The following is a 23,611-nucleotide window of genomic DNA, read 5'->3' as shown; positions in this document are numbered from 1 at the left end:
AAATGGCAGGTGTGGAAGCTGGCGGTTTTGCTGTACCCGGCCACGGCACTGACCGTGGCCATCAACCTGTTTCTGGCCGGTCTGATTGCCAACAGCGCCGGATTTGGCGTGATCGAACCGGTCACCGCAATCCTGTGGTCAATACCGCTGGGTATCCCGGCCTCGTGGCTGGCCGGGCGGTGGGTGCGCGGCCTGATGGACGAGGCTGATGAGTAGGCGGTAATTTCGCGGCAACCTGACCTAAGTCAAGTCTTCGTCCGCGAGAATCCCGTAGGTCACAGGAAAGACTGCCGAGTTGGATTCTCCATGCCCGCCCAACACCCTCTGCACACTCTCCCTGTTCGCGTCTCCCGCGTCATGTGTGCACTGGCGGGCATCCTTCTTCTGCTGTTGCAAATGCTTGGTCCGGCGCTGGCGAGTCCCGGGCAAAGCATGTGGGTGGAGATCTGCTCGGAGGCAGGGGCGGTCTGGGTTCAGGTGGACCTCGAAGAGGGAACCGAAGACCCAACCGTACCCTGTCCGAAATGTGCCGACTGCGCCCTGTGCGCCGTAACATCGGCCGGCCCATTGACCGATCCGGCCGAACTGGCGCAACCCTCGTTCGTGTGTGTTGCACAGACCGAATTGCGCGATCGGCCCGAGCCGACCTTTTCCGGCTGGCTCTGGCCTGAAACCCGTGGCCCCCCGGCCGCGCCCGAATACAGAACCGAACGCGCCCTGCGCGTGTCCATGGTGTCCACCCAAACTATCGGAGGTGCGCCGTGGTCGTAAGTCGCGCAATCCAATTCCTGCTGGCCTTTACCCTGTCCTGCCTGATCGCGATCAGCGCCCGTGCCGACAGCCTCGCCAGCTTCCTGCCCGATATCGCACCCGCAGATCTGGTCCCCGGTGCCGATGCCTTTGGTCCGGTGCGCGACGACGTGCCCGTTGCCCCTGTTCTGAAAGGGGGCGAGCCTGTCGCCTGGGCCTTCCTGACCTCAGATTTTGTCGGCACGACAGGCTATTCCGGCAAGCCCATTCACGTTGTTGCGGCCATCGATGACGATGCGGTTCTGACCGGCGTGAAACTGGTCAAACACTCGGAACCCATCGTCCTGATCGGCATCCCAAATTCCCGCATGGTCGAACTGACCGAAGGCTATGCCGGGCTGGACCTCAAACGTGAGGCCGAGACCGGGGGTGAGGGGCATGACCTTGACATTATCTCGGGCGCAACGGTCACGATCATGGTGATCGACGACAGCCTTGTGCGCGGAGGTATCAAAGTGGCCCGCGCGCTGGGTTTAGGTGGGCTGTCGCCATTACAGGCCGACGGGCCGAAACGCGAAGTCGATATGGCTAAAAACGCCATCTATGACTGGACCACCCTGTCGGGTGACGGCTCGATCCGGCGACTGACGCTGGACGTCGGTCAGGTCAACGCCGCCTTTGAGGCCACCGGTGATAAGCGCACCATCAAACGCCCCGAACCGGGCGAGCCGGACGACACGTTCATTGACATGCACATGGCGCTGGTGTCCGTTCCCTCGATTGGCAAGTCCCTTCTGGGCGAGGCTGAGTATCAGAACCTGACCGAGTGGCTGGACGAGGGCGAACAGGCCATTCTGGTGCTGGGGCGCGGGGCCTACAGCTTTAAGGGCTCTGGCTATGTGCGCGGCGGGATCTTCGACCGGATTCAACTGATTCAGGGCGACAGCTCGGTCCGGTTCTTTGACAAGCAGCAAGAGCGTCTTGGCAGGGTTGCGGCCGCTGATGCGCCGAGTTTTACCGAGCTGGATATCTTCAAAATCCCCGCTGAGGCCGAGTTCGACCCGGCCGAGCCGTTCCGCCTGCAACTGCTGGTGCAGCGCGCCGTGGGCGCGGTTCAGAAGACCTTCCTGACCTTCGATCTGGGCTACAGACTGCCCGAACAGTACCTGCTGCCGGTTGCCGCCCCTACTGTGGTTGACGATGCTACCGGTGAAGCCGCCGCCAAGGCCGCGCTGTGGCAGCGCATCTGGAAAGATCGCACGGTGGAAATCGGTGTTCTGGGCGTCATGCTGCTGGTACTGACGGCAACGTTCTTCTTCCAGTTCCACGCCACGATGAACGCGCGGGTCTTCTACTGGTTCCGCATCGGATACCTGACGATGACCCTGTTCTTCATCGGCTGGTACGCCAACGCGCAACTCAGCGTCGTGAACCTGATGGCACTGGCCGGCAGCCTGCGCACCGGGTTTAGCTGGGATGCCTTCCTGCTGGACCCGCTGGTCTTCATTCAATGGTTTGCGGTCGCCGCCGCGCTGCTGTTCTGGGGCCGGGGTGCCTATTGCGGCTGGCTCTGCCCATTTGGCGCGCTGCAAGAGCTGACCAACAAGATCGCGCGAGCATTGAAAGTGCCGCAATGGACGCTGCCCTGGGGTCTGAACGAGCGGCTTTGGCCCGCGAAATACATGATCTTCCTGGGTCTCTTCGGCCTCAGCTTTGTCTCGATCCCGTTGGCCGAGAAATATGCCGAGGTCGAGCCGTTCAAGACCGCGATCATCCTGAAATTCATGCGCGACTGGCCGTTTGTGGTCTTTGCGCTGACCCTGCTGGGGATCGGGCTGTTCATCGAACGGTTCTATTGCCGCTATCTCTGCCCGCTGGGCGGAGCGCTGGCCATCCCCGCCCGCATCCGCATGTTCGACTGGCTGCGCCGCTATCCCGATTGTGGCAGCCCCTGTCAGACCTGCGCCAACGAATGCCCCGTTCAGGCGATCCACCCCACTGGTGAGATCAATCCGAACGAGTGCGTCACCTGCCTGCATTGTCAGGTGCTCTACCAGTCCGAGACGAAATGTCCCGTCGTCATCCGCCAGTTGAAACGGCGGGCCAAGACGGGGTCGGTCCAGATGAAGACCCCTCTCGGACAGCCACCGGCGAACCATCCGAACGCCAAACCGCAAACCGTTTCCTAAAAAGGAGGAACGATCATGTCGGAACAAGACAACAAACTGAACATCACACGCCGTGGGATGCTGGGTGCGACCGCAACCGGCGCCGTGCTGGCCGGAACCGGTCTAGGCTCAACCCTGATGACCGCGAAACAGGCCAGTGCTGCGGCCAATGCCAACCTGCAGCCCGGTGAGCTGGACGAATATTACGGCTTCTGGTCCTCGGGTCAGACAGGCGAGCTGCGCATCCTGGGCTTCCCGTCCATGCGCGAGCTGATGCGGGTGCCGGTGTTCAACCGTTGCTCGGCCACGGGCTGGGGTCAGACCAACGAGTCACTGAAAATCATGACCGATGGTCTGCTGCCGGAAACCAAGGAATTCCTCGCCAAGCGCGGCATGAAAACCTATGACAACGGCGACCTGCACCACCCGCATATGTCGTTCACCGACGGCACCTATGATGGCCGCTACCTGTTCATGAACGACAAGGCCAACACCCGCGTTGCCCGCGTACGGTGTGACGTAATGAAATGCGACAAGATCACCGAGATCCCGAATGCCAAGGCGATCCACGGTCTGCGTCCGCAGAAATTCCCGCGCACCGGCTATGTCTTTGCCAATGGCGAAGATGAAACGCCGCTGGTCAACGATGGCAGCGTGCTGGATGATCCGTCGCAATACGTAAACATCTTCACCGCGCTGGACGGCGACACCATGGAAGTGGCGTGGCAAGTGATCGTGTCGGGGAACCTCGACAACACCGACTGCGACTATCAGGGCAAGTACGCCTACTCGACCTCCTACAACTCGGAAATGGGCATGAACCTGGCCGAGATGACCGAGAACGAACTGGACCACGTCGTTGTTTTCAACCTCGCGGAAATCGAAAAAGGCATCGAAGCCGGCGACTATCAGGAGCTGAAAGGCGTCAAGGTTCTAGATGGACGTAAGGGTCAGAACAAGAACTACACCCGCTACATCCCGATCCCGAACTCGCCGCACGGCATCAACACCGCGCCCGACGGCAAGCACGTCTGCATCAACGGTAAGCTGTCGCCGACCGTATCGATCATGGACGTCACCAAGCTGGACGCCCTGTTCGAAAGCGACGCCGACCCGCGGTCGTGCATCGTGGGTGAGCCGCAGCTGGGTCTTGGCCCGCTTCACACCGCTTATGACGGTCAGGGCAACGCGTTCACCACGCTGTTCCTCGACAGCCAGATCGTGAAGTGGAACATCGACAAGGCAATCGAAGCCTACGGTGGCGCCGATGTGGACCCGATCATCTCGAAGGTCGACGTGCATTATCAGCCGGGCCACAACTCGACCTCCATGGGTGAAACCAAGGATGCCGACGGCAAGTGGCTGATTTCGATGAACAAGTTCTCGAAAGACCGCTTCCTGAACGTCGGACCGCTGAAGCCAGAGAACGAGCAGTTGATCGACATCTCGACAGACGAGATGAAAGTTGTTCACGACGGACCGACCTTTGCCGAGCCGCATGACTCGATCATCGTTCGCAGCGACATCGTCAACCCGGTCAATGTATGGGACCGCAACGACGTCACTTGGGAAGACGCCCGCAAACAGGCCGAGGCCGATGGCATCGATCTGGAAGAAGGTGCCGAGGAACCCATCCGCGATGGCAACAAGGTGCGGGTCTACATGACCTCGCAGGCGCCGACCTTCAGCCTTGAGAAGTTCACCGTCAAACAGGGCGACGAGGTAACAATCTTCGTCACCAATCTGGATGACGTGGACGATGTGACCCACGGCTTCTGCCTGGGCAACTACGGCATCGCCTTCGAGATCGGACCGATGGCAACCGCGTCGATCACCTTCACCGCTGACCGTCCGGGCGTACACTGGTTCTATTGCCAGTGGTTCTGCCACGCGCTGCACATGGAAATGCGCGGCCGGATGCTGGTCGAACCGCAGGGAGCATAACCTATGCGCTGGCCCCTGCTCATACCGCTCCTGCTCGGCTCGCCCCTTTGGGCGGCGGACTGGGATGTGCCCAACCGGGCGGGGGCCATCAATGAAATACTGGCGCAGGCGGCGGATGGTGACACCCTCCGCCTGAGCCCCGGTGTTTACACCGAAACCCTGGTTCTGGACCGGCCCGTCACCCTGGATGGGCTGGGACAGGCCACCATCGACGGGCAAGGTGAGGGCAGCGTCATCACCGTGACCGGGTCGGGCGTAACGGTGCGTGGGCTGACGGTGATCGGCTCGGGCTCAAGCCATGACGGGATCGACAGCGGCATCCAGTTGACCAAAACGGCCAAGGCCCCGGTGGTCGAGGATAACGTACTGCTGGGCAATCTTTATGGTGTGGACATTCACGGGGCCAAGGACAGCGTTGTCCGTAGTAACCGGATCGAAGGCCGCCAAGACCGGCGGATGAATAACCGCGGCAATGGCGTCTATGTCTGGAATGCCCCCGGTGCAGTGGTTGAAGGTAATGACATTCGATACGGCCGCGACGGGATCTTTGTGAACTCGTCCAAGAAAAACACCTTCACCGGCAACCTGTTCCGCGATCTGCGCTTTGCCGTGCATTACATGTATGCGGACAACTCGGTCGTCAGCGACAATGTCTCGATCGGCAACGATCTGGGCTATGCGGTGATGTTCACAACCAATGTGAAAGTTGCAGACAACGTCTCGATTGGTGACCGGGAACATGGCGTGATGCTGAACTACGCCAACAAGAGTCAGATCACCGGCAACGTAGTGATAGGTGCCAAGGAAAAATGTACCTTCCTCTATAACTCCAACAAGAACGAATTCACCGACAACTGGTTCCAGGGATGCGGCATCGGCATCCATTTTACTGCCGGCAGCGAGCGCAACCGCATCGTTGGCAACTCATTCATCGGAAACCGGACTCAGGTGAAATATGTCTCGACCAAATGGGTCGAATGGTCCGAGGACGGGCGCGGCAATTACTGGTCCGATTTTGCCGCCTATGATGTGGATGGCAACGGCATCGCCGACGCCCCCTATCGCCCAAATGACAGTATGGACCATGTGCTGTGGACCCAACCCGCAGCCAAACTGTTGCTCGGCTCGCCTGCCGTGCAACTGGTGCGCTGGTCGCAATCGGCCTTCCCGGCGCTGCTGCCGGGCGGCGTGATGGACAGCAATCCATTGATGCAAGCCCCTGAACCACCAGCTATGAAAAAGGTGCCTCATGACGGATAAGGCCCTGTCAATCGACCATGTTCTCAAGGATCGGGGTAAAACCCGCGTGCTTGACGATATCACCCTGTCCCTTGCCCCCGGTCAGCGCGTCGCGCTGCTGGGCCATAACGGCGCAGGCAAGTCGACCCTGATCAAATCCATCCTCGGCCTGACGCCGATCAATGGTGGAGCCATCCGGATCGGGGACGCCACCCCCGGCAGCGCGCAGGCGCGGCGGGAAACGGCGTATTTGCCCGAGGCCGTGTCGTTTCATCCGGCGCTAACAGGCCGCGAGCAACTGACCTTGTTCGCACAGCTATCAGGCGCGAAGGCGGATGTACCGGGCCTGCTGGACCGCGTTGGCCTCAGCGATGCACTGGATCGCCGGATCGGCACCTATTCCAAAGGCATGCGGCAACGTTTGGGTCTGGCGCAGGTTCTGCTGGGCCAGCCGAAAGTGGCGCTGCTGGATGAGCCGACTTCCGGCCTTGACCCGATTTCGCGACAAGACCTCTATGCCATTATCGACGAGTTGGCGGCACAGGGCACCGCCGTGCTGATCGCGTCCCACGCACTGACCGAGGTTGAGGCGCGCACCGACCGCATAGCGATCATGCGCAAGGGCCGAATGGTGGCCGATGACACGCTGAACAACCTGTCGGCGCTGGCCGGTCTGCCGATCCGCCTAAAGGTGCGCGCCAGCACCAATCCGGATGCGCTAGCCGCCGAACTGGGCGGCAACCGGATCAATGGCGCGTCCGTGGAACTGCTCTGCACCCCCGACGACAAGATGAAAGCCCTGCGCCGGATCGCAGGTCTGGGCGACGCGGTAGCGGATGTCGAGATGACTCCGCCCAAGCTGGAAGACCTCTATCGCCATTACGCACAGGAGGATTTGCAATGACCCGCTTCCTGGCTATAACCCGCACCGAAATACTGATCCTGCGCCGCAACCGCTGGCTGCTGGTCACCACGCTGATCATGGTGCTGTTTGCACTAGCCCTGACCTTCGCGGGCAGTGCGCCGACCGGCACGCTGGGGGTCGACATGCTGACCGTCTCGGTCGCGTCGATGACAACCCTGTCGGTCTATCTTGCGCCGCTATTGGCGCTGATGATCTCCTTCGACGCCATCGCAGGCGATGTGGACCGGGGCAGCCTGTCGCTGCTGCTATCCTATCCTGCCGGGCGGGGCGAAATCCTGTTGGGCAAGTTCACCGCCCATCTGGCGGCGCTGGCCTTCGCCATGACAGTCGGTTTCGGAACCGCGGGCGCAGTGGCCGCGTGGTTTGGCGGTGCCGGGCCGGAAAGCCTGATGGCACTGGCCCGCCTCATCCTCACTTCGATCCTTTTAGGCGCCGTGTTTCTGGCGCTGGGATACCTGCTGTCTGCCCTGGCAAGGGGATCCACGGCGGCGGCGGGTCTGTCGGCCGGGCTCTGGCTGGTTTTTGTCGTCCTCTATGATCTGGGCCTGTTGGGGGCCGTCGTCATGGACAAGGGCGGCACCTTCACCCAATCCGTCTTTCCATGGGTGATGGTGGCCAACCCGGCCGACGCATTCCGTCTGTGGAACATCGCCGCGACCGAGGGCGTGGCCATGGCCTCCGGCATGACCGGGGCCGCGCAGGCGCTGCCGGTCTGGGCCGCGCCCGCTTCGCTGCTGGTCTGGCCGGTGCTGGGCTTTGCCCTCGCCCGCGCCGCATTTCGGAGGGTCGAGCCATGAAGCGCCTTGCCCTGATTGCGCTGATCGCTATGGCTGCCTGTAAAGAGGAGGTGGCCATCGCCCCCGACCCGGTTGATCTGACCGCGGACGCGCTGAGCTTTTTCTGCCAGATGAACATCGCCGAACATGGCGGGCCAAAAGGGCAGATTCATCTGGAGGGCTACCCCGCACCGCTGTTTTTCGCACAAGTACGCGACATGGTGGCTTACCTAAAAAGCCCTGAACGCGATGCCAAAATCACCGCTGTCTATGTCAGTGACATGGGCATCGCGCCCAATTGGCGGCAACCGGGAGTTTCGAACTGGATCGCGGCTGACGGCGCAACATTCGTTGTCGGGGCCAACGTCGCCGGCGGTATGGGCGCGCGCGAAGTTGTGCCCTTTGGGGAACCCGACGATGCCGAGGCCTTTATCAGTCGGTATGGTGGCGCGCCCCGGTTGCTGGGCGACATTCCGGATAACGAAGTTCTGGGCCCCGTCGATCTGGACCTGAAATTGGAGACCCCGTCATGACATTTGTCACTCGCCGCCGATTTCTAGCCATGTCCGCCGCCTGTGCCGCAGTACCTGCCAGTGCGTCCCCTGCCCCGATTGCCCATTGGCGCGGGGTTGCGCTGGGGGCAAAGGCGAGCCTGCGGCTGGAGGGGCTGACCGACGCGCAGGCGGTCCCGATTTTCGCCGCCGTCGAGGCGGATCTGAACCGCCTCGAAAACATCTTCAGCCTGTACCGACCCGAATCCGAATTGAGCCGGCTGAACCGGGATGGTGCCCTTGCCGATCCCTCCCTTGACCTGTTGAAGGTGCTGAGCCTATGCACGGCCCTTTACGCGGCGTCCGATGGCGCATTCGACCCCAGTGTTCAACCGGTCTGGACCGCTCTGGCATCCGGCGCGAAACAATCGGACATCCACGCGGCAAGAGATGCAGTAGGCTGGGAACTTGTGTCGATTGAGACCGGCCTGATCCGCCTTTCCCGCCCCGGGAAGTCAGCATTGACGCTGAACGGTATCGCACAAGGCGCGATTACGGATCGTATCAGCGCATTGCTTGCCTCATACGACCTGCGGGATGTGCTTGTGAACATGGGTGAAATCGCCGCCTTGGGAAAGCGCAGCGATGGCCGAAACTGGCACGTCGGTCTGGCGGGCCGCGGCGGAAGAGTTCTGCAGTCAATTGAACTTCGGGACCGGGCTGTTGCGACCTCGGATACCGGCGGTGTCATGCTTTCCGGTGATCAGGGTCACATCCTGAACCCCCGGTCCGATGCCCGGTTCGAACGGGTGGTTTCCGTGTCCGCGCCCAGCGCAGCCATTGCCGACGGTCTGTCGACGGCCTTGTGCGCCCTGCCGGAATCCCAGATGAGTGCCGTTCTGGCGTCATTCCCCGGCGCAAAGCTTGAGATGCACGTCTGACCAGGTCGGACGCGGCAGGTTACGTGGGTCTTCGGCGGAACACCGGTTGGCTCAGCCGTCAGCGTAATCGCGGTGCCGGGACATCTTGCCGATGCCGGGGTTGAACGAATTGGTCGGATCACAGCATTTGTAATGCGCGGCCAGGTCAGGTTTCGCGGCATACAGATGCCCCACATTGTGTTCGGCCGGGTATTCCGCGCCGCGCTCGTCAAACAGCTTCAGCATCGCCGCTTTCAGCGCCTTGGGATCTGCGCCCTTTCGCACCACGTAATCCTGATGCATGACATGGCACATGAAGTGGCCGTAATAGAGTTTGTGAACCAGCTGATCGTCAATCTCGGGCGGCAGATTTTCCAGCCAGTCGCGATCATTGCGGCGCAGGGCCACGTCGAGCGCGATGATATCTTCGACCTCTTCCTGATGAATCGCCATATAGCGGACGGCGGCTCCGGCAGCGGCAAAGCGGTGCAGGCCGGCGATCTTGGCCTCGCGCGGAGTGCATTCGAAAAAGCCCGCATCCCGCCCTGACAGAAAGTCGGGCAGCCAGGCCCGCACTTCTTCTATGCCGTCATCCTTCATTTTCAGGATCAGGTGGTGTTCATACCGGTCGCGGAAATTGGTCATTCGTTGCGGCAGGATCTGCGGCAGCAGGCTGACGGCCATTTGCATGAAACGGTCCGTGAAATTGCGCAGCAAGGGAATGCGCCGCAGACGGGCATCCACCGCGCCTTTCAATGCAAAGAACATCGGCAAACGGTCGGTGCCCAGCTTGTCGATCATCCAGACCGTGTCCTTGCCATAGTCCCGGGTGATGTCGAACACTTCGCGCTGCATGTATTCGGCGGAAACAGGCAGGGACCGAAACTCAGACAGGATATGACGGCGCAATTCTGCAAGATCGTCGGGATCGTTGGTGCCGATGTAAAACACCTTCTCGGACCCGTTATTCGGAAAGGTGTCCAGACGCACGGCAAACACGGCGAGCTTTCCGGCCGAGCCTGCGGATTCGAACAGTTTCGCCTTGTCGGCGTTGAACCGTGCCGGGGTAACGGCATCCACATCCCGCACGATCTGCGCGTAGTCACTGGCCGAGGCACGTTTGTTGGTGGGTTCTGGCGTGCGCGAGAACGTGCCCGCATCCAGGTTGGACAGGATCTGTTCCGGAGTGTCGCCCAGATCAATGCCCAGATGGTTGACCAGTTCAAGCTGACCGTCTTGCGCCACGCGGGCATAGACCGACAGTTCGGTATAAACCGGTCCCCGCTCGACAAGCGATCCGCCGGAGTTGTTGCACACACCGCCCACGATCGACGCGCCGATACAGGATGAACCGATCACCGAATGCGGCTCGCGCCCCATCGGGGCCAGCAGTTTTTCCAGCGCAAACAGCGTGGCACCGGGAAAGCTGACAATCTGCTTGCCGCCGTTCAGCGGCACCAGCGTATCCATCCGCCGGGTGTTGATCAGCACCACGTCGCGATCATACTTGCCCGAAGGTGTCGACCCCTCGGTCAGGCCGGTATTGGCCGCTTGCATGATAACGATCTTGTCGGCGGCCACGCAGGCTTGCAGAACCTTCCACTGTTCCAGCAAAGTACCGGGCTGAACGACGCACAGGGCTTCGCCCTCGCCTGAACGAAAGCCCCGGCGAAACCGCTCGGTTGCGCGCGCGCCGGTCAGGACGTGACGCGATCCGACAATGGCGCGAAAGGTGTTTATGAGGGCTTCGTTGGTCATGCCGCGTCTCGTCTGGCCCTGGCAAACTCAGGCGTGCGGTCGCGATAGCGGATATTCTCACGCGTGAGCTGGTCGATCCGCGTGACGCCCATCAGCTTCATGCCACGTTCGATTTCGGCACGCATCAGGCCAAGCGCCCGCTCCACGCCCGGCTGTCCGGCGGCCGCCAGCGGGTAGAGGTAGTGCCGTCCGACACCCACAGCCTTCGCCCCCAGAGACAGCGCCTTGAGCACATGGGTTCCACGCTGGATGCCGCTATCCATCATGACATCCAGCCGGTCGCCGACCGCATCGACGATCTCGGCCAGTTGGTCGAACGGCGTTCGTGAGCCATCCAACTGGCGCCCTCCGTGGTTCGACAGGACAATACCGGTACAACCGACCTCGGCCGCGCGGCGGGCATCTTCGACCGTCATGATACCTTTGAGGCAGAACTGACCGTCCCAGTCCCGCACCATCTGCGCAACATCATCCCAGTTCATGGACGGGTCCAGCATATCGGTGAAATAGCCGCCAATCGAACTGGCCCCGCCACCCATATCCACGTGTTCCTCCAACTGCGGCAGGCGGAATTTCTCGTGGGTGACGTAGTTGATCCCCCACATCGGTTTGATCGCAAACTGGATCATGCCGCCTAAGGTCAGCCGGAACGGAATCGAAAAGCCCGTGCGCAAGTCACGTTCACGATTGCCGCCGGTGATGCTGTCGACGGTCAGCATCATGACTTCGACACCCGCCTCCTTGGCGCGTTGCATCATGGCTGTGTTAAGCCCGCGATCCTTGTGAAAATAGAACTGATAGACCTGCGGGTTCTTATGCTTTTGCCGCAGCTCTTCAAGCGAGACGGTTCCCAGAGAGGAGACCCCGAACATGGTGCCGTATCTCTCGGCCGCAGCAGCCACCGCGCGTTCGCCCTGATGGTGGAACAGGCGTTGCAAGGCGGTGGGTGAGCAATAGACCGGCATGTCCAGCTTTTGCCCCATCACGGTGACGGACATATCCACGTCAGACACACCGCTCAGAACCGAGGGCAACAGATCGCAGCGGTCAAACGCGTTGGTGTTTTCCCGATACGTCACCTCATCATCCGCGCCACCGTCGATATAGTTGAAGATCGGCCCCGGCAGCCGCTGCTTTGCCAGCCGCCGGAAGTCGTGGAAGTTATGGCATTGATTCAAACGCATCCGAGAACCTCCTCAATAAGCGACCGAAGGCAGCCAAGTTGCAAGCGTCGGCCACAGGAAGACCAGCGCCAGACCGGTCAGCTGCAACAGTACAAAGGGGATGATGCCTTTGTAGATATGCGTCAGCTTGATCTCGGGCGGGCAGACACCTTTCAGGTAGAACAGCGCAAAGCCAACCGGCGGTGTCAGGAAGCTGGTCTGCAACGTCACCGCGACCAGGATCACGAACCAAACCAGCGCCGGTTCATCCAGAACGCCAAAGCCAGGAATGTCGATGCCGAGGCCATTCACGATCGGGCGCATCAGGGGCAGCACGATCAGCGTGATCTCGATCCAGTCCAGAACAAAGCCCAGCAGGAAAACGATGAACAGGATGAACAGGATTGTGCCATTGGCCCCGAAGCCGGTGGACTGAACCACATGTTCGATCAGCTCATCGCCGCCCAGTTCCCGCAAAACGTATGAGAACACGGTCGCGCCCAGGAAGATCGCAAAGATATAGGCGGTCGTGTTGAAGGTCGACACCAGCACGTTCCACAGTTTCTGGAAGGTCAGCTTGCGATAGCCCAGCGCCAGCAGAGCAGCCCCCAGCGCACCGATGCCCGAGGCTTCAGTCGGTGTGGTCAGGCCCGCGAAGATCGACCCCAGAACGGCGAGGATCAGCAGCAGAGTCGGGATGACGGCTATCAGAACGTCCTTGAAGACGGCCCAGTCCGGGGCCTTGGCACCTTCGGGCACGGGGGCCGCATCACGCTTCACCAGCGCGAGAATGAAGATGTAGGTTAGGTACAGGCCGCCGATGATCACACCGGGAAAGACCGCAGCCATGAACAGGTCTCCGACCGACAGGGCCATCTGGTCGGCCATGATCACCAGCATGATCGACGGCGGGATCAGGATGCCCAGCGTGCCGGACGCCGAGACCACACCTGCGGCCAGTGTCGGCTGGTATTTCTGCTGCATCATCGAGGGCAGCGACAGAACGCCCAGCAGAACTACGGAGGCACCGATGATGCCCGTAGAGGCAGCCAGAATGATCCCAATCAGGGTCACAGTGATCGCTAGACCCCCACGCACCGTGCCGAACAGGCGCTGCATCGAGGACATCAGACGCTCGGCCACGCCGGACTCGTCCAGCATCAGCCCCATGAAGATGAACATGGGCAGGGCCACCAGAACCGCATTGGACATGGTCGCATAGACCCGGTTCACCACCGCGCCGAGGGTCAGATAGTCGAGCCCGGTAAAGGTACTCTCCAACCCGGTCCACAGCATCAGGTCGTTGTCGAACAGATAGGCCAGACCGCAATAGGCAACGCCCACTCCGGCCAGAACCCAGGCCACCGGATACCCGGTAAAGAGCAGCGCGATGAAGGTCAGGAACATCGCGATGACCAGCTTTTCCTCGGTCGTTTCGACAAGGAAGGTCAGGCCGACGCAAACGGCGGCAAAGACAGCCAGCACCAGCAGGATACGGCGCAGCGGCGCGCCTACGCGTTCCGAGGCCGGTCCGTAGAGCAACGCGTGCCCGTCATGGATCAGCCGCGCCAAAGCCGCCAGCGCCAGCAAGACAAAACTGACCGGAATGACCGCCTTGAATGCCCAGCGCGCAGGCAGGCCAGTGGGGCTGTCCGACCGTTCGTTGACGCGGAAGCTTTCGTAGAAATAGTCATAACCCTGATCGATCATCAGGTAGATGAACGGGGTCAGCAGGGTCAGGATGCCGATCACTTCGATCACCCGCTGCGCCCGGCGCGACAGTTGCATGTGCAGGACATCGACGCGCACATGACTGTCGGTGATCAGCGCATAGGAAATGCCGATCATCGTGACCAGCCCGTAGAAATGCCACTGAACCTCATCCAGCTTGGGATAGTTCTGGCTGAACAGATAACGCAGCGAGACCTGCGAGAAAATCGCCGCGATCAACAGCACGTTTGCCCACATCACGACATGTCCGACGGCTTTTACACCTGTGTCGATGGCGGTTGCGATTTTCTGGCGGTCGGTATCGGGATGTTCCAGCAGCCCCTCATAGGCTGCAACCGGGTCGTTGAGGTTCTTTTGCGTGGCCATGGTAATTCCTCGCTCAGGTGACCGACGATGGGCGGCTGGAATATTGCAGGCCCCAAGGTCAGGGAATTGATCCGGGGCGGCAGAGTTCACCGCCCCGGATGCGTCAGAAGCTCAGGTTACTGACGCGGGAGGAAGGCGTTCGTTTTCCAAAGATCATAGCCTTCGCGGAACTCGGTCATGTCGGCCAGAACTTTCGCGAAGAATGCGTCATTGGCGGCCTCTTCGGCGGCAACCTCCTGCCAGGTGGCGCGGAACGTATCCAACATCTCGGGCGACCATTGCTTGATGGTGACACCGTTGTTTTCGACATTGTCGATAAGCGCCGCGTGCTGGATCGCCTCACCTTCGGCAAAGCTGTCGGCCATCGAAGCCTTGCAGGCATTTTCGATGATTGCCTTGTGCTGATCGCTGGTCTCGTTCCAGACATCCTTGTTGATCATCAGCTCAAACACGGTCGCCTGCTGGTGCCAGCCGGGGAAATAGTTGAACTTCACCAACTTGTGGAACCCCAGACGCGCGTCGATGGCGGGCATCGAGAACTCGGTCGCGTCGATCGCGCCCTTTTCCAGTGCCGGAAAAATCTCACCCCCCGGCAGCAGCGACGTGGCGACACCCAGTTTCTGCATGACTTTGCCACCCAGACCAAAGAAGCGCATTTTCAGACCATTGAGGTCTTCGGGCGAATTGATTTCGGTTGCGAACCAGCCCGAGGTTTCCGGCGCAATAACCGCACAGGGGATAACGTGGACGTTGTATCCTGCCTGGTCATACATCTCCTGATACAGGGACATGCCGTTGCCATAATAGAGCCATGCCATGTACTCGCCCGCCTCGGGTCCGAACGGCACAGCTGAAAACAGCGGCGCAGCGGGGATTTTTCCCGCCCAGTAACCGGCAGTGGTGTAGCCGGAATTGATTTTACCGGTGGACACGGCATCAAGGATTTCGAAAGGCGGCACCAGTTTGCCGGGCTCGTACACTTTCATCTTCAGCGTTCCGCCGGACATCAGGTCCAGCTGTTCAGCAACGCGCGGAATCGGCGAACCCAGACCCGGCAGTTCGGTCGAGAATGCGATCGGGGTCTTGAGCAGCAACTTGTCGGCAGCCACCGCGGGTGCCGCGATCAGGCTGGCGGCCACGGCAAGGCTCGTCAGGGTCTTTTTCATGAATTCTCCTCCAGGGTCGGTCGGACGTAACGTCCGAGCATTTGGTGACGCTTTTCATCTGGCGTCAAAGTGGTAAATAAAGTTTACCAAGCCGACCAGTCAACAACTTTATTTACCATTGGCCGGCGGTCATAGGATGTAATTGATCCGGCTTGCGGTCGGTGAAAATACTGGCAATCAGTGCACGTAATTCATGGACACTCGTGAAATTTTGTTAAGCTTCATGATGTTAACAAAATGATCAGTGCCAGATGCCGATTTTGGAAATATGTTGAAAAACCAATCTCCACAGGTTATTTTTATTTACCAGTAGATCACTTCCGGATCACAACCTGTAAGGCGGCTTTTGATGACACCCACGGCGATTTTCGAACCGATCGGACACGAATCACTCGCCGACGCGGTGGTGGCACAGATCGAGGATCTGATTGCTTCCGGCATTCTGAAGCAGGGTCGCAAACTGCCGTCGGAACGCGATCTGGCCGAAATGTTGCGGGTGTCGCGCCCGAAACTGCGCGAGGCGCTGCATACGCTGGAAGAACGCGGCCTTGTCACGACGCAACATGGCGAAGGAACTTTTGTCGCGGCGCTGACAGGCAGCGCGATGCTGCCCGCCCTGCTGGCCCTTTATGAACGCCATGAACCCGCATTTTTCGATTACCTTGAGTACCGCCGCGAGCAGGAAGGCTTTGCGGCCCGGCTTGCAGCCCGACGCGCAACCACAGCAGATAAAGAACGGATTGCCGAGATCCTGTCCGAGGACGAACGCGCGTGGCGCGAAAGCGATCCGATCGCCTCACGCGAAGCCGATTTCGCGCTGCATGCCGCAATCGTGGATGCCAGCCAGAACGCGACCCTGATCCACATGATGGCCTCAATTTACGAGCTTACGCGCCAGGGCGTGTTTTATAACCGCGAGTTCCTGAAAACGATCGACGGGACCGGAAAAATACTGATGGAACAGCACCGGGCGCTTGGACAGGCCGTGATCGAAGGCAATGAGGACCGGGCCGAAAAAGCGGCGCATGATCATATCGACTTTGTCGAGGAATCCTTCAAGCTGGGGATTGAGCGCCGCCGCCGCGAGGCTATGGCGGAAAAGCGGCGCATGCTGTCGGATCACCCCGCACCGGCATCCCCTTCCGGGTCGCGGTAAGCGCCAAGCCACCCGTTCCGCTGCATTCCACACGCCATGGGGAAGGCTTTACCCAATCTGACAAGTGCCGTAATCAATATCAGCACTGTGACAGGGAGGCGGAATTTGTCGGAGGCTTCATCAGACGGGCGCCTGAAACTGGCATTGGTCGCCCACGATGCCAAGAAAGATCAGATGGTCGACTGGGTGCATTCCCACTCGGAGCTACTGAGGCGTGCCAGCCTGTTTGCCACCGGAACCACCGGCTCGCGCATCGTCGAGGCGCTGCCGGACCTTGATGTCACCTGCCTAAAAAGCGGCCCGCTGGGCGGCGACCAGCAACTGGGTGCAATGATCTGCGAAGGCAGGCTGGACGGTCTGTTCTTCTTTATCGACCCGATGTCGCCCATGCCACACGATGTAGACGTCAAGGCCCTAAGCCGGCTGGCGATTGTCTACGATCTGCCCTTTGCAAGCAGCCCAAGTACCGCAGTTTTCGTCCTGCAAGGGCTCGTGAAAACACACTGGCAACGGTAGCGCGGGCACGCACTATTCACCAAAGGTAACAGCCGGGGCGCGACAGTTACTCGCCGAAGTCGAGCTCAACCGCCAGACGCACGAAAGCAAACAAGATACGGGGTAATGGCGGAGACGAAGCCCTCCAATCGAGACGTGATGCATCAATAAGTATATGATATTATGATAATAAAAATCTTCCAAGTTTGCAAAATGTATAGCAAAATCTGAAGCTGCCCCACATCACTGCAATCTTGTCAAAATGGCAGGAGACTTGGAAGCTAAATCATAGCTTTGCTCGCAGTGCTTCGTAAGGTATCTCTCCTTTCTGATCGGGTTGGTGTTCTGGAGGTCTACGCGCACGTTCTCTCCTCCCGTAAAGGCTTTAAGCCGGACGTGACCCTCGTGGCCGCTAGCTACAAGCTCGGAACAGGGAGCGGCCTTCAAGTTGCCAAGAATGGAGCTGATGCCCAAAAATAGCTAGTTCTCGATGGCAGGCAGGCGTCCGACGACCACCTCCGAGCCATGCTCATTGCACTTCCGATCTTTCCGGGCACGTCCTGTCATCCGGCAAGAAGCAAATCATGCGTGCTGCAGTCAGCAAGCTGTCGCGTTTGTCCGGCGCACCGGATACCCAACGCTCACCGCGCGAGGTAAGTTCCGTGGACATTGATGTCGTACACATTCCTGCGAATGTGCACTTCGTTGGGATCGGATCGTCCTCGATCGCAACAATACTATTTTCATGCAGAGTGCTTCTGCCAAAGTTCACTGGGAGTGTTGCAAATTTGGCACGCCAAGAAGAAATTCAACCATACAAAGCAGTCCGACAACCGCAACGCTATACGGGAAATGGGCAATAAATGGATCGCCCACTAAATCTTACTGTCGAAAAGACTCCTGCATGGACGCCGCACCCAACCGCCTTGGCGGAAGAATAGATGTTGGCAAACTGACTGCTCCCAACATCGATCTCAAGAAGAATATCTCCGAAAAAAACCAAGATTTTATCGACAAGGGCACAGTGTTTTTCTTGCTGAAGACAATGGCCGATGAGCTTAATGGCGACAAGGACGCACCGAAGCTTGTAAGTTGCCTTAAGTTCAATCATCGAAGTCTCCATCAGACACATCGAGTTAAAGCAGGGAACCGATTAAGAATTTTGAGTTCTCCAATGGCGCAAACCTTTGGCGAAACTCAATTTAATCAAGCGAAACACGCGCCCAGGAGAGTGACTATTCCGCGACCAGAGCCTTCTGTCTGCAATAACAGGAGGCCTTGATTGGCACTTCGGCGCGGGCAATGGCTTTGTCCAATTGCAGCTTTATGAGGGCTGCTTCGACCGTTTCGCCACGTCGGGTGAGACATTCGTGCAACCCATGCAGGCTCCAGACATTGCCCGGATGCTGACACGCCCGGCTTAACGTCAAATCCAAGCCAAGGTCCGCACGGTAAACATCTTCGGCTTCCTCCATCTGTCCCTGCTCAAGAAGGAGCGCACCGAGCGCGTGACGTGTCGGTTGCATCCATCCCCAAGGTTCATCGTAGGGTAAGCTGTCATCGATCTCGACCGACTTTCGCAGATGCTCAAAGGCCGTTTCGTGCTCGCCTTTGTGAAAGGCAAGCTCACCCAGCATCATTTGCTCAGCGACCTTCAAAATGTCGGCGCATGTGTTGTTGAACAGCATCCGGCTTTCGGGAACCTTTGACAGAGCATCATAGAATTCGGCCTTTTCACTCTCGGCGTCCGCAATCTTGTGCATGTTGGCGAATGCAACTGTTCGCGCATATCGCATCATTGCAGATGTTACGCTGTAAAGCTCTGTGTCTTCAGGCAGCTTCTGGTCCAGAATGTCTTGCCACCGTCCAAACCTGATCAGCACGTGCTGTTTCATGGGAATGAACCCTTCAAACCAGTCAGCCATCGGCCGTAGAATATCTGACGGCAGGGTTTCGATAAGTTCGTCAGCGGCTTCTATTGCGGCTGTCGGTTGCCCCAAGAACATCGCCCCATAGATTTTGAAGTGGTAATTGTGGCACCGATAGACGGAATAGAAGTTATCAGGGCCTTCGCGCTCAAGGAATTTCCGGTCTGCCAAAATTGCTTGGTGATTGCGCAACACCACGTTCATGTAGTCTCCACACAAGACGTCGATATGGGTCGGCATGTGAAGCAAGTGCCCGGCATCAGGCACTAGCGTGCTAAGGGCATCCCCATGGCGCAGTGCCCGCTCTGGGTGCGGCGACATTTCCATAAGGTGTATGTACATGTGCAGAAGCCCCGCATGCTCCCAAGCACCGGGAAGTTTTTCAAAGGCAGTATCAAGCACCGATATAGCCTCGAGCGTATCTGCCCCCTCCGCTGGTGTCCCAGTTGCGAGGTCCCAAAGCTGCCAAGGTGTCCGGTTCATGATCGACTCAGCAAAGACGGCGCACACATCGAGATCGTGGCTGAATTCCGCGTGAACCTTTCGCATCGCTTCGGCAAAGGCATCATTCCAGGGGCTGAAGTCCTCGACATCTGACGACGCTGGGTAGCGCGCTGGGATTGCTTCGATAAATGCGCGCTCAATTGGTGTCAGTTGTTCTTTCAGGGATGTGGCAGCCTCGATTGAAGCCTTCGCCATAGCGAGGCAGTCAGGCTTTTCTTCTTCTTCGAAAGTTTCCCAAGGCTTGTTGTAGTTCGGTCCAATACAGTAGGCGATGCCCCAGTGGGCCATTGCGCAATCTGGATCGACAGCCACAGCCTTTTCAAAGCACACAATCGCTTCTTCGTGGTTGTAGGCGTAAGTCCATGCGAGGCCCCGATCAAACCAGAGTTGGGCTTCGTCCGACGACGTCGTAACCTGCCGGGTGTAATTCCCGAGATCATAATATTCCACCATAGTATCCCCCTGGCTAAATGGATCAGTTTATCACAGTGCGGCGAAATTCGGTACTGACGAAGCAAGTGAGCTGTTGCCAAAAAAGCCACTCATTCTCTTGATCGCAATGGGCCCGTAGAGCTCACCCGAGTGATTTTTAGACTGTCACCAGTATCTGCATCTCGGTGCCGAAAGAGCTTAGCCGTGAATACCCGGCTTATGCCATCAACCACACTTGGCCTGCTTGTTCAAAAAAAAGAAACAGATTCTACATTCATAAGACTGGATCAAGGCGCTGGGTCACATGGACCAACCTAAGGATTGTCGGAAAGGCGCCAAACGCCTTGCTCACCAAACCCCCGGATCCTTTTGGGTCCAATTTCTTCAAGATCGAACTGCTCTTTGAGAATATGAGCGACCTCGTCCTGCACTGTTATCTGCATCGGTTCGGAAAACTCTTGAAGACGGGATGCCAAGTTCACGGCCGGCCCAAAGATGTCGTAGACGTATTTCTGAATACCCACGACCGAACCAACGACTGAGCCGGAAGCCAACCCAATTCGACAACGCCACTGATGCGGGTGGCTCAGGTTGCGGCGGTTCAGATAACGCACAAACCGTATGGCCGTGTTGGCAATCGCTTTGGCGTGATCTGGGGTTGGATCGGGCAGACCAGCCACGGTGATGTAAGCGTCTCCGATAGTTTTGATGCGTTCGCAACCGAATTGCTCACCGATGCGATCAAAGGCACTGTAAATATCGTTCAGTTCGGTGACCGTAACGCTTGGATCCTGTGAGGCGACCATTTCCGTGAACCCAACAAAGTCGAGCATCAGGACAGATACCGGATCATAAAGTTGAGGTGTGACCACACCGAATGTCTTGTACTCTTCGTAAACTGAGCGCGGCATCAGGTTCAGCAACAGCTTTTCCACCTGCTCCTTTTCACGTTTCAGCTCACGCGTGTTTCGTTCCACCATCATTGAATAAGAGTCGATCATCGACTCCAGCTCTTTGATGCGGGTGATATTCTGGCAGACAAGAACCAGCACATCATCATGCGCAACTGTAAAATCGAGCGCGATCACCAGCGTTCTGCGTTTTTTCTTGAAACTGATTTCAGATGTGTACCGCCGCGTCTCAAACAAGCTTTTCTGAACCGCATCGGTATCAAGGTCAGGAAAAAGCTGCTGCAAGTGATCCAATGGGGTATCACCGCTGAACCATTCGTCAAACGTGTCATTACGGAAACCAAACTGCAGAGTTTCACGGTTTAACAGTGCGACACCCACGCCAATCGCGCGCAGCAACTGTTCATTGATGGCTTCAATAGTCATGGCTTACCTAACAATCAGGGGACGGCGCTTTCCGAATTCCGCGACAACAACGGCTATGTCTTCTGCTGCCACGTTGTGTCTTTCCAAAGCATCTTGCAACACCGTTTCCAATTCATCGAAATGGGCGTGCGTAATACTCAGATGGGAATGCAACTGGCGCAGCTGGTTATCCGTGTAGGACGCGGGACCGCCAAGAAGCGAAGCAATGAACTTTGTCTGGTGATCGACCATAAGGCCCATGTCGACATTGTCGAAAAAGGGTCCGACCTCATCATTGTCCAAAAGACTGTCGTAGAATGAGATCACGATTTTGCTGATCTTCGAAAACCCGCCGTATTTCTCATAGAGTGTGCGTTCAGCCATCTCAAAACCCTTTTCGAAAACTGATCAAACTAAAACAATTCTCACCGCTCATTGGCGCAAGGACCCAAGAGCGGTGAGGGCATTGTTCTATTAGCGGCGCTGGACGATAACCTCGGCGTATTCTGACGAAATGCACAGGGCGTCATTGGTCGAGATGTCGAAATTCTCGATCAGTGCCATGATGTCGTGGCGCAGGGCCGCCTGCCCTTCTGTATCCAGAGCATCGAAAGCTTTCTGCATTGGTCCGTAGAAGGTCCGGAAAAACTCCAGAAAGTGTTCTGCCGATCTGTAACGGAACATGAAGTTCTTGCGCTGGAACGAAACGACATCGCAATTGGTGTCGAAAGCGTCCTCGACCCAGTCCTGACTTCCCCACAATGCCGGAGAGTGTACGCCAGCTGGCGGAGAAACATGTTTGCCGATGGTTTTGAACAGCTGGCCAATGAAGCTATCGGGCGTCCAGTTTGCCATACCGATCTTACCACCAGTTTTCACGACGCGTTGAAGCTCTGCCGCAGATTTCTGTTGGTTTGGCGTAAACATCACACCGAAAGTGGACACCACCGCGTCAAACGATTGATCCGTGAAAGGTAGATTTTCCGCATCGGCGATTTTGTATGTGACGAACAGACCTTCGGCCTTTGCACGCTGACTGCTGGCCTCTAGCAGCGCTTCGACATAGTCGGTCGAGGTGACATCGCAAAAGCGCCGCGCAAAGGCGAGTGTGGCGTTGCCATTCCCCGCCGCAACATCAAGGACTTTGGCGCTTGGCATCATATCCATGGCCTCGGCAAGTTCTTCACCAGTGATCTGAAGGGTTACACCAACCTTGCTGTAATCACCTGATCCCCATGCCACGTTTTGCTTGGCTTTGATTGCTGCAAAGTCCGTTGTGGTATCGATTGTTGTTTGAATACCCATTTTTTGTTCCTCTTGGTTTTTTAGGGTCTTTCCCCAATAGTTGAATTGAAGGCCGCATCATCGAATGCGGACGGTTTATGCAGCTTGCCGTTTGGGCCAGCTGATATTCACGACGGGCCGCTCTGCACTGGCCACGTGCTCAAATATTCTCGAGTTGATCCACTCGGGCTGGAAAACCGGCGCCATATGGCCAAGCTCTGGCAGCAGAGCGATCCGCGAGTTTGGCAATGCCTTGGCAATCGCCACTGATGCACGCTGCGCGATTTCCGGAGATTCCAGACCGGTCATCACCAGCGCGGGAACCTCAAGTCTGGACAGCTCAGCCAAGTGCCAGGTTTCCGCAAACCCGTTGGCGAAATCTGTCATGACCGAAGTGATCTGCTGCGCAAAGCGCGTCTGGGCCGCAGCGGGAAGCGCATCCCAGAACCCCTCTTCGTTCCAGAAATCTAGGAAATGACGCATCCCTGCTGCTGCATCACCATCTGCGGCGGCAGCCGTCACCATGCCGGACAACATTTGGATTTGTCCGAACAGTTGTTGGCTGACCTCATTGCCGTGCTTAAGAAAGTGAAACGCGGCGGGTTCATAGACCGTCAGGCTTTTCACAAGATCGGGACGCATCAGCGCGACCTTGATGGCAACGCCGCCGCCGTTGGAATGACCGACAAGATGCACCGCGCGGCCCATGGCCTCAATTTCCCGGATCACGGGAACCGCAGAAACAGCCGCGCCTTTCTGAGAGCTATCGCCGACCAAAGGTGCTTGGCCGTAGCCAGGCAGATCGAAAGCGTGAACCTCGAAGCGACCTTCAAGATCCGTTTTCAGTTGGCCCCATTGTGCGCCGTTCGATGCAGAAGAATGTAACGCGACAATCGGTGCGTTGATCGTATCTGTTGGTTTGAATGAAATAGTCATCGTACTTGCCCAATTGCATTTGCTATGGGCACAAACTGACCTTCCATTGTTTCAATGTGATTTCTGATATCGCGGCTTATTGTTTCAGTTGTAGCTCTGTGAAGTGGGTTACACAGCGCGCTATCCGCTTCGAAAACAAACAGGTTTTTGACTGACACTGGAA

21 protein-coding genes are annotated in these 23,611 nt (G+C 58.0%); 12 read left to right on the top strand and 9 right to left on the bottom strand.

Annotated elements, in window-relative coordinates:
* The first annotated feature begins 9 nt into the window (after positions 1-9).
* The 9 genes from ACR0D8_RS00285 (at position 10) to ACR0D8_RS00245 (ending at position 9,234) form a co-directional block, all read left to right on the top strand.
* Positions 10-216, top strand: a complete 207-nt coding sequence (locus ACR0D8_RS00285) for a hypothetical protein (RefSeq protein WP_480643861.1) — start codon at positions 10-12, stop codon at positions 214-216.
* Between the two features lie 90 nt (positions 217-306).
* Positions 307-771 (top strand): DUF2946 family protein, encoded by a 465-nt coding sequence (locus ACR0D8_RS00280; RefSeq protein ID WP_480643859.1) that lies wholly within the window; start codon positions 307-309, stop codon positions 769-771.
* Positions 762-2,939 (top strand): 4Fe-4S binding protein, encoded by a 2,178-nt coding sequence (locus ACR0D8_RS00275; protein WP_480643858.1) that lies wholly within the window; start codon positions 762-764, stop codon positions 2,937-2,939. The genes ACR0D8_RS00280 and ACR0D8_RS00275 overlap by 10 nt, the downstream gene beginning before the upstream one ends.
* Before the next feature lie 15 nt (positions 2,940-2,954).
* On the top strand, positions 2,955-4,862 hold the full coding sequence (gene nosZ / locus ACR0D8_RS00270) for a TAT-dependent nitrous-oxide reductase (protein WP_480643857.1): 1,908 nt from the start codon (positions 2,955-2,957) through the stop codon (positions 4,860-4,862).
* Positions 4,863-4,865: 3 nt separating this feature from the next.
* Positions 4,866-6,122 (top strand): nitrous oxide reductase family maturation protein NosD, encoded by a 1,257-nt coding sequence (locus ACR0D8_RS00265; protein WP_480643856.1) that lies wholly within the window; start codon positions 4,866-4,868, stop codon positions 6,120-6,122.
* Positions 6,112-7,005, top strand: a complete 894-nt coding sequence (locus tag ACR0D8_RS00260) for an ABC transporter ATP-binding protein (protein ID WP_480643854.1) — start codon at positions 6,112-6,114, stop codon at positions 7,003-7,005. Before ACR0D8_RS00265 ends, ACR0D8_RS00260 begins: the two co-directional genes overlap by 11 nt.
* A complete protein-coding gene (locus ACR0D8_RS00255; protein WP_480643852.1) occupies positions 7,002-7,823 on the top strand; it encodes an ABC transporter permease in 822 nt (273 codons plus the stop codon). The genes ACR0D8_RS00260 and ACR0D8_RS00255 overlap by 4 nt, the downstream gene beginning before the upstream one ends.
* Entirely contained in the window at positions 7,820-8,335 is a 516-nt protein-coding gene (locus tag ACR0D8_RS00250) for a nitrous oxide reductase accessory protein NosL (protein WP_480643851.1), read from the top strand. The genes ACR0D8_RS00255 and ACR0D8_RS00250 overlap by 4 nt, the downstream gene beginning before the upstream one ends.
* Positions 8,332-9,234, top strand: coding sequence for an FAD:protein FMN transferase (locus ACR0D8_RS00245; protein ID WP_480643850.1), 903 nt, complete (start codon positions 8,332-8,334; stop codon positions 9,232-9,234). The genes ACR0D8_RS00250 and ACR0D8_RS00245 overlap by 4 nt, the downstream gene beginning before the upstream one ends.
* Before the next feature lie 51 nt (positions 9,235-9,285).
* On the opposite strand, the gene dld is transcribed toward ACR0D8_RS00245, so the two are convergent.
* The 4 genes from dld to ACR0D8_RS00225 form a co-directional block, all read right to left on the bottom strand.
* The gene (gene dld / locus ACR0D8_RS00240) at positions 9,286-10,971 is read right to left on the bottom strand and encodes a D-lactate dehydrogenase (protein WP_480643848.1); all 1,686 of its coding nucleotides are present in this window, start codon (positions 10,969-10,971) and stop codon (positions 9,286-9,288) included.
* Positions 10,968-12,155 (bottom strand): alpha-hydroxy acid oxidase, encoded by a 1,188-nt coding sequence (locus ACR0D8_RS00235; protein ID WP_480643847.1) that lies wholly within the window; start codon positions 12,153-12,155, stop codon positions 10,968-10,970. The genes dld and ACR0D8_RS00235 overlap by 4 nt, the downstream gene beginning before the upstream one ends.
* Positions 12,156-12,167: 12 nt before the next feature.
* On the bottom strand, positions 12,168-14,231 hold the full coding sequence (locus ACR0D8_RS00230; RefSeq protein ID WP_480643845.1) for a TRAP transporter large permease subunit: 2,064 nt from the start codon (positions 14,229-14,231) through the stop codon (positions 12,168-12,170).
* 116 nt (positions 14,232-14,347) lie between these two features.
* The gene (locus ACR0D8_RS00225; RefSeq protein ID WP_475163289.1) at positions 14,348-15,397 is read right to left on the bottom strand and encodes a TRAP transporter substrate-binding protein; all 1,050 of its coding nucleotides are present in this window, start codon (positions 15,395-15,397) and stop codon (positions 14,348-14,350) included.
* A 349-nt stretch (positions 15,398-15,746) separates the two neighbouring features.
* Here ACR0D8_RS00225 and ACR0D8_RS00220 point away from each other — a divergent pair, with 349 nt between their 5' ends.
* The 3 genes from ACR0D8_RS00220 to ACR0D8_RS00210 all read left to right on the top strand — a co-directional run bounded on the left by ACR0D8_RS00220 (position 15,747) and on the right by ACR0D8_RS00210 (position 18,330).
* The gene (locus tag ACR0D8_RS00220; protein WP_480643844.1) at positions 15,747-16,553 is read left to right on the top strand and encodes a FadR/GntR family transcriptional regulator; all 807 of its coding nucleotides are present in this window, start codon (positions 15,747-15,749) and stop codon (positions 16,551-16,553) included.
* Between the two features lie 105 nt (positions 16,554-16,658).
* On the top strand, positions 16,659-17,069 hold the full coding sequence (locus ACR0D8_RS00215; RefSeq protein WP_480643842.1) for a methylglyoxal synthase: 411 nt from the start codon (positions 16,659-16,661) through the stop codon (positions 17,067-17,069).
* An 883-nt stretch (positions 17,070-17,952) separates the two neighbouring features.
* A complete protein-coding gene (locus ACR0D8_RS00210; RefSeq protein ID WP_480643840.1) occupies positions 17,953-18,330 on the top strand; it encodes a hypothetical protein in 378 nt (125 codons plus the stop codon).
* On the opposite strand, the gene ACR0D8_RS00205 is transcribed toward ACR0D8_RS00210, so the two are convergent.
* The 5 genes from ACR0D8_RS00205 to ACR0D8_RS00185 all read right to left on the bottom strand — a co-directional run bounded on the left by ACR0D8_RS00205 (position 18,284) and on the right by ACR0D8_RS00185 (position 23,448).
* Positions 18,284-19,933, bottom strand: a complete 1,650-nt coding sequence (locus tag ACR0D8_RS00205; protein ID WP_480643838.1) for a hypothetical protein — start codon at positions 19,931-19,933, stop codon at positions 18,284-18,286. The genes ACR0D8_RS00210 and ACR0D8_RS00205 overlap by 47 nt on opposite strands.
* Before the next feature lie 293 nt (positions 19,934-20,226).
* Positions 20,227-21,249 carry an adenylate/guanylate cyclase domain-containing protein gene (locus tag ACR0D8_RS00200; protein WP_480643837.1) on the bottom strand — a complete coding sequence of 341 codons (1,023 nt, stop codon included), beginning with the start codon at positions 21,247-21,249 and terminating at the stop codon, positions 20,227-20,229.
* Between the two features lie 3 nt (positions 21,250-21,252).
* Complete coding sequence (locus tag ACR0D8_RS00195) at positions 21,253-21,612, bottom strand: group I truncated hemoglobin (RefSeq protein WP_480643835.1); 360 nt, start codon at positions 21,610-21,612, stop codon at positions 21,253-21,255.
* 90 nt (positions 21,613-21,702) lie between these two features.
* Positions 21,703-22,533 carry a class I SAM-dependent methyltransferase gene (locus ACR0D8_RS00190; protein ID WP_480643834.1) on the bottom strand — a complete coding sequence of 277 codons (831 nt, stop codon included), beginning with the start codon at positions 22,531-22,533 and terminating at the stop codon, positions 21,703-21,705.
* 75 nt (positions 22,534-22,608) lie between these two features.
* Entirely contained in the window at positions 22,609-23,448 is an 840-nt protein-coding gene (locus ACR0D8_RS00185) for an alpha/beta fold hydrolase (RefSeq protein ID WP_480643833.1), read from the bottom strand.
* Positions 23,449-23,611 lie beyond the last annotated feature (163 nt).

It is taken from the genome of Ruegeria sp. BG10 (genome assembly GCF_056538575.1).
This window is presented reverse-complemented; position numbering and strand designations above follow the sequence as displayed.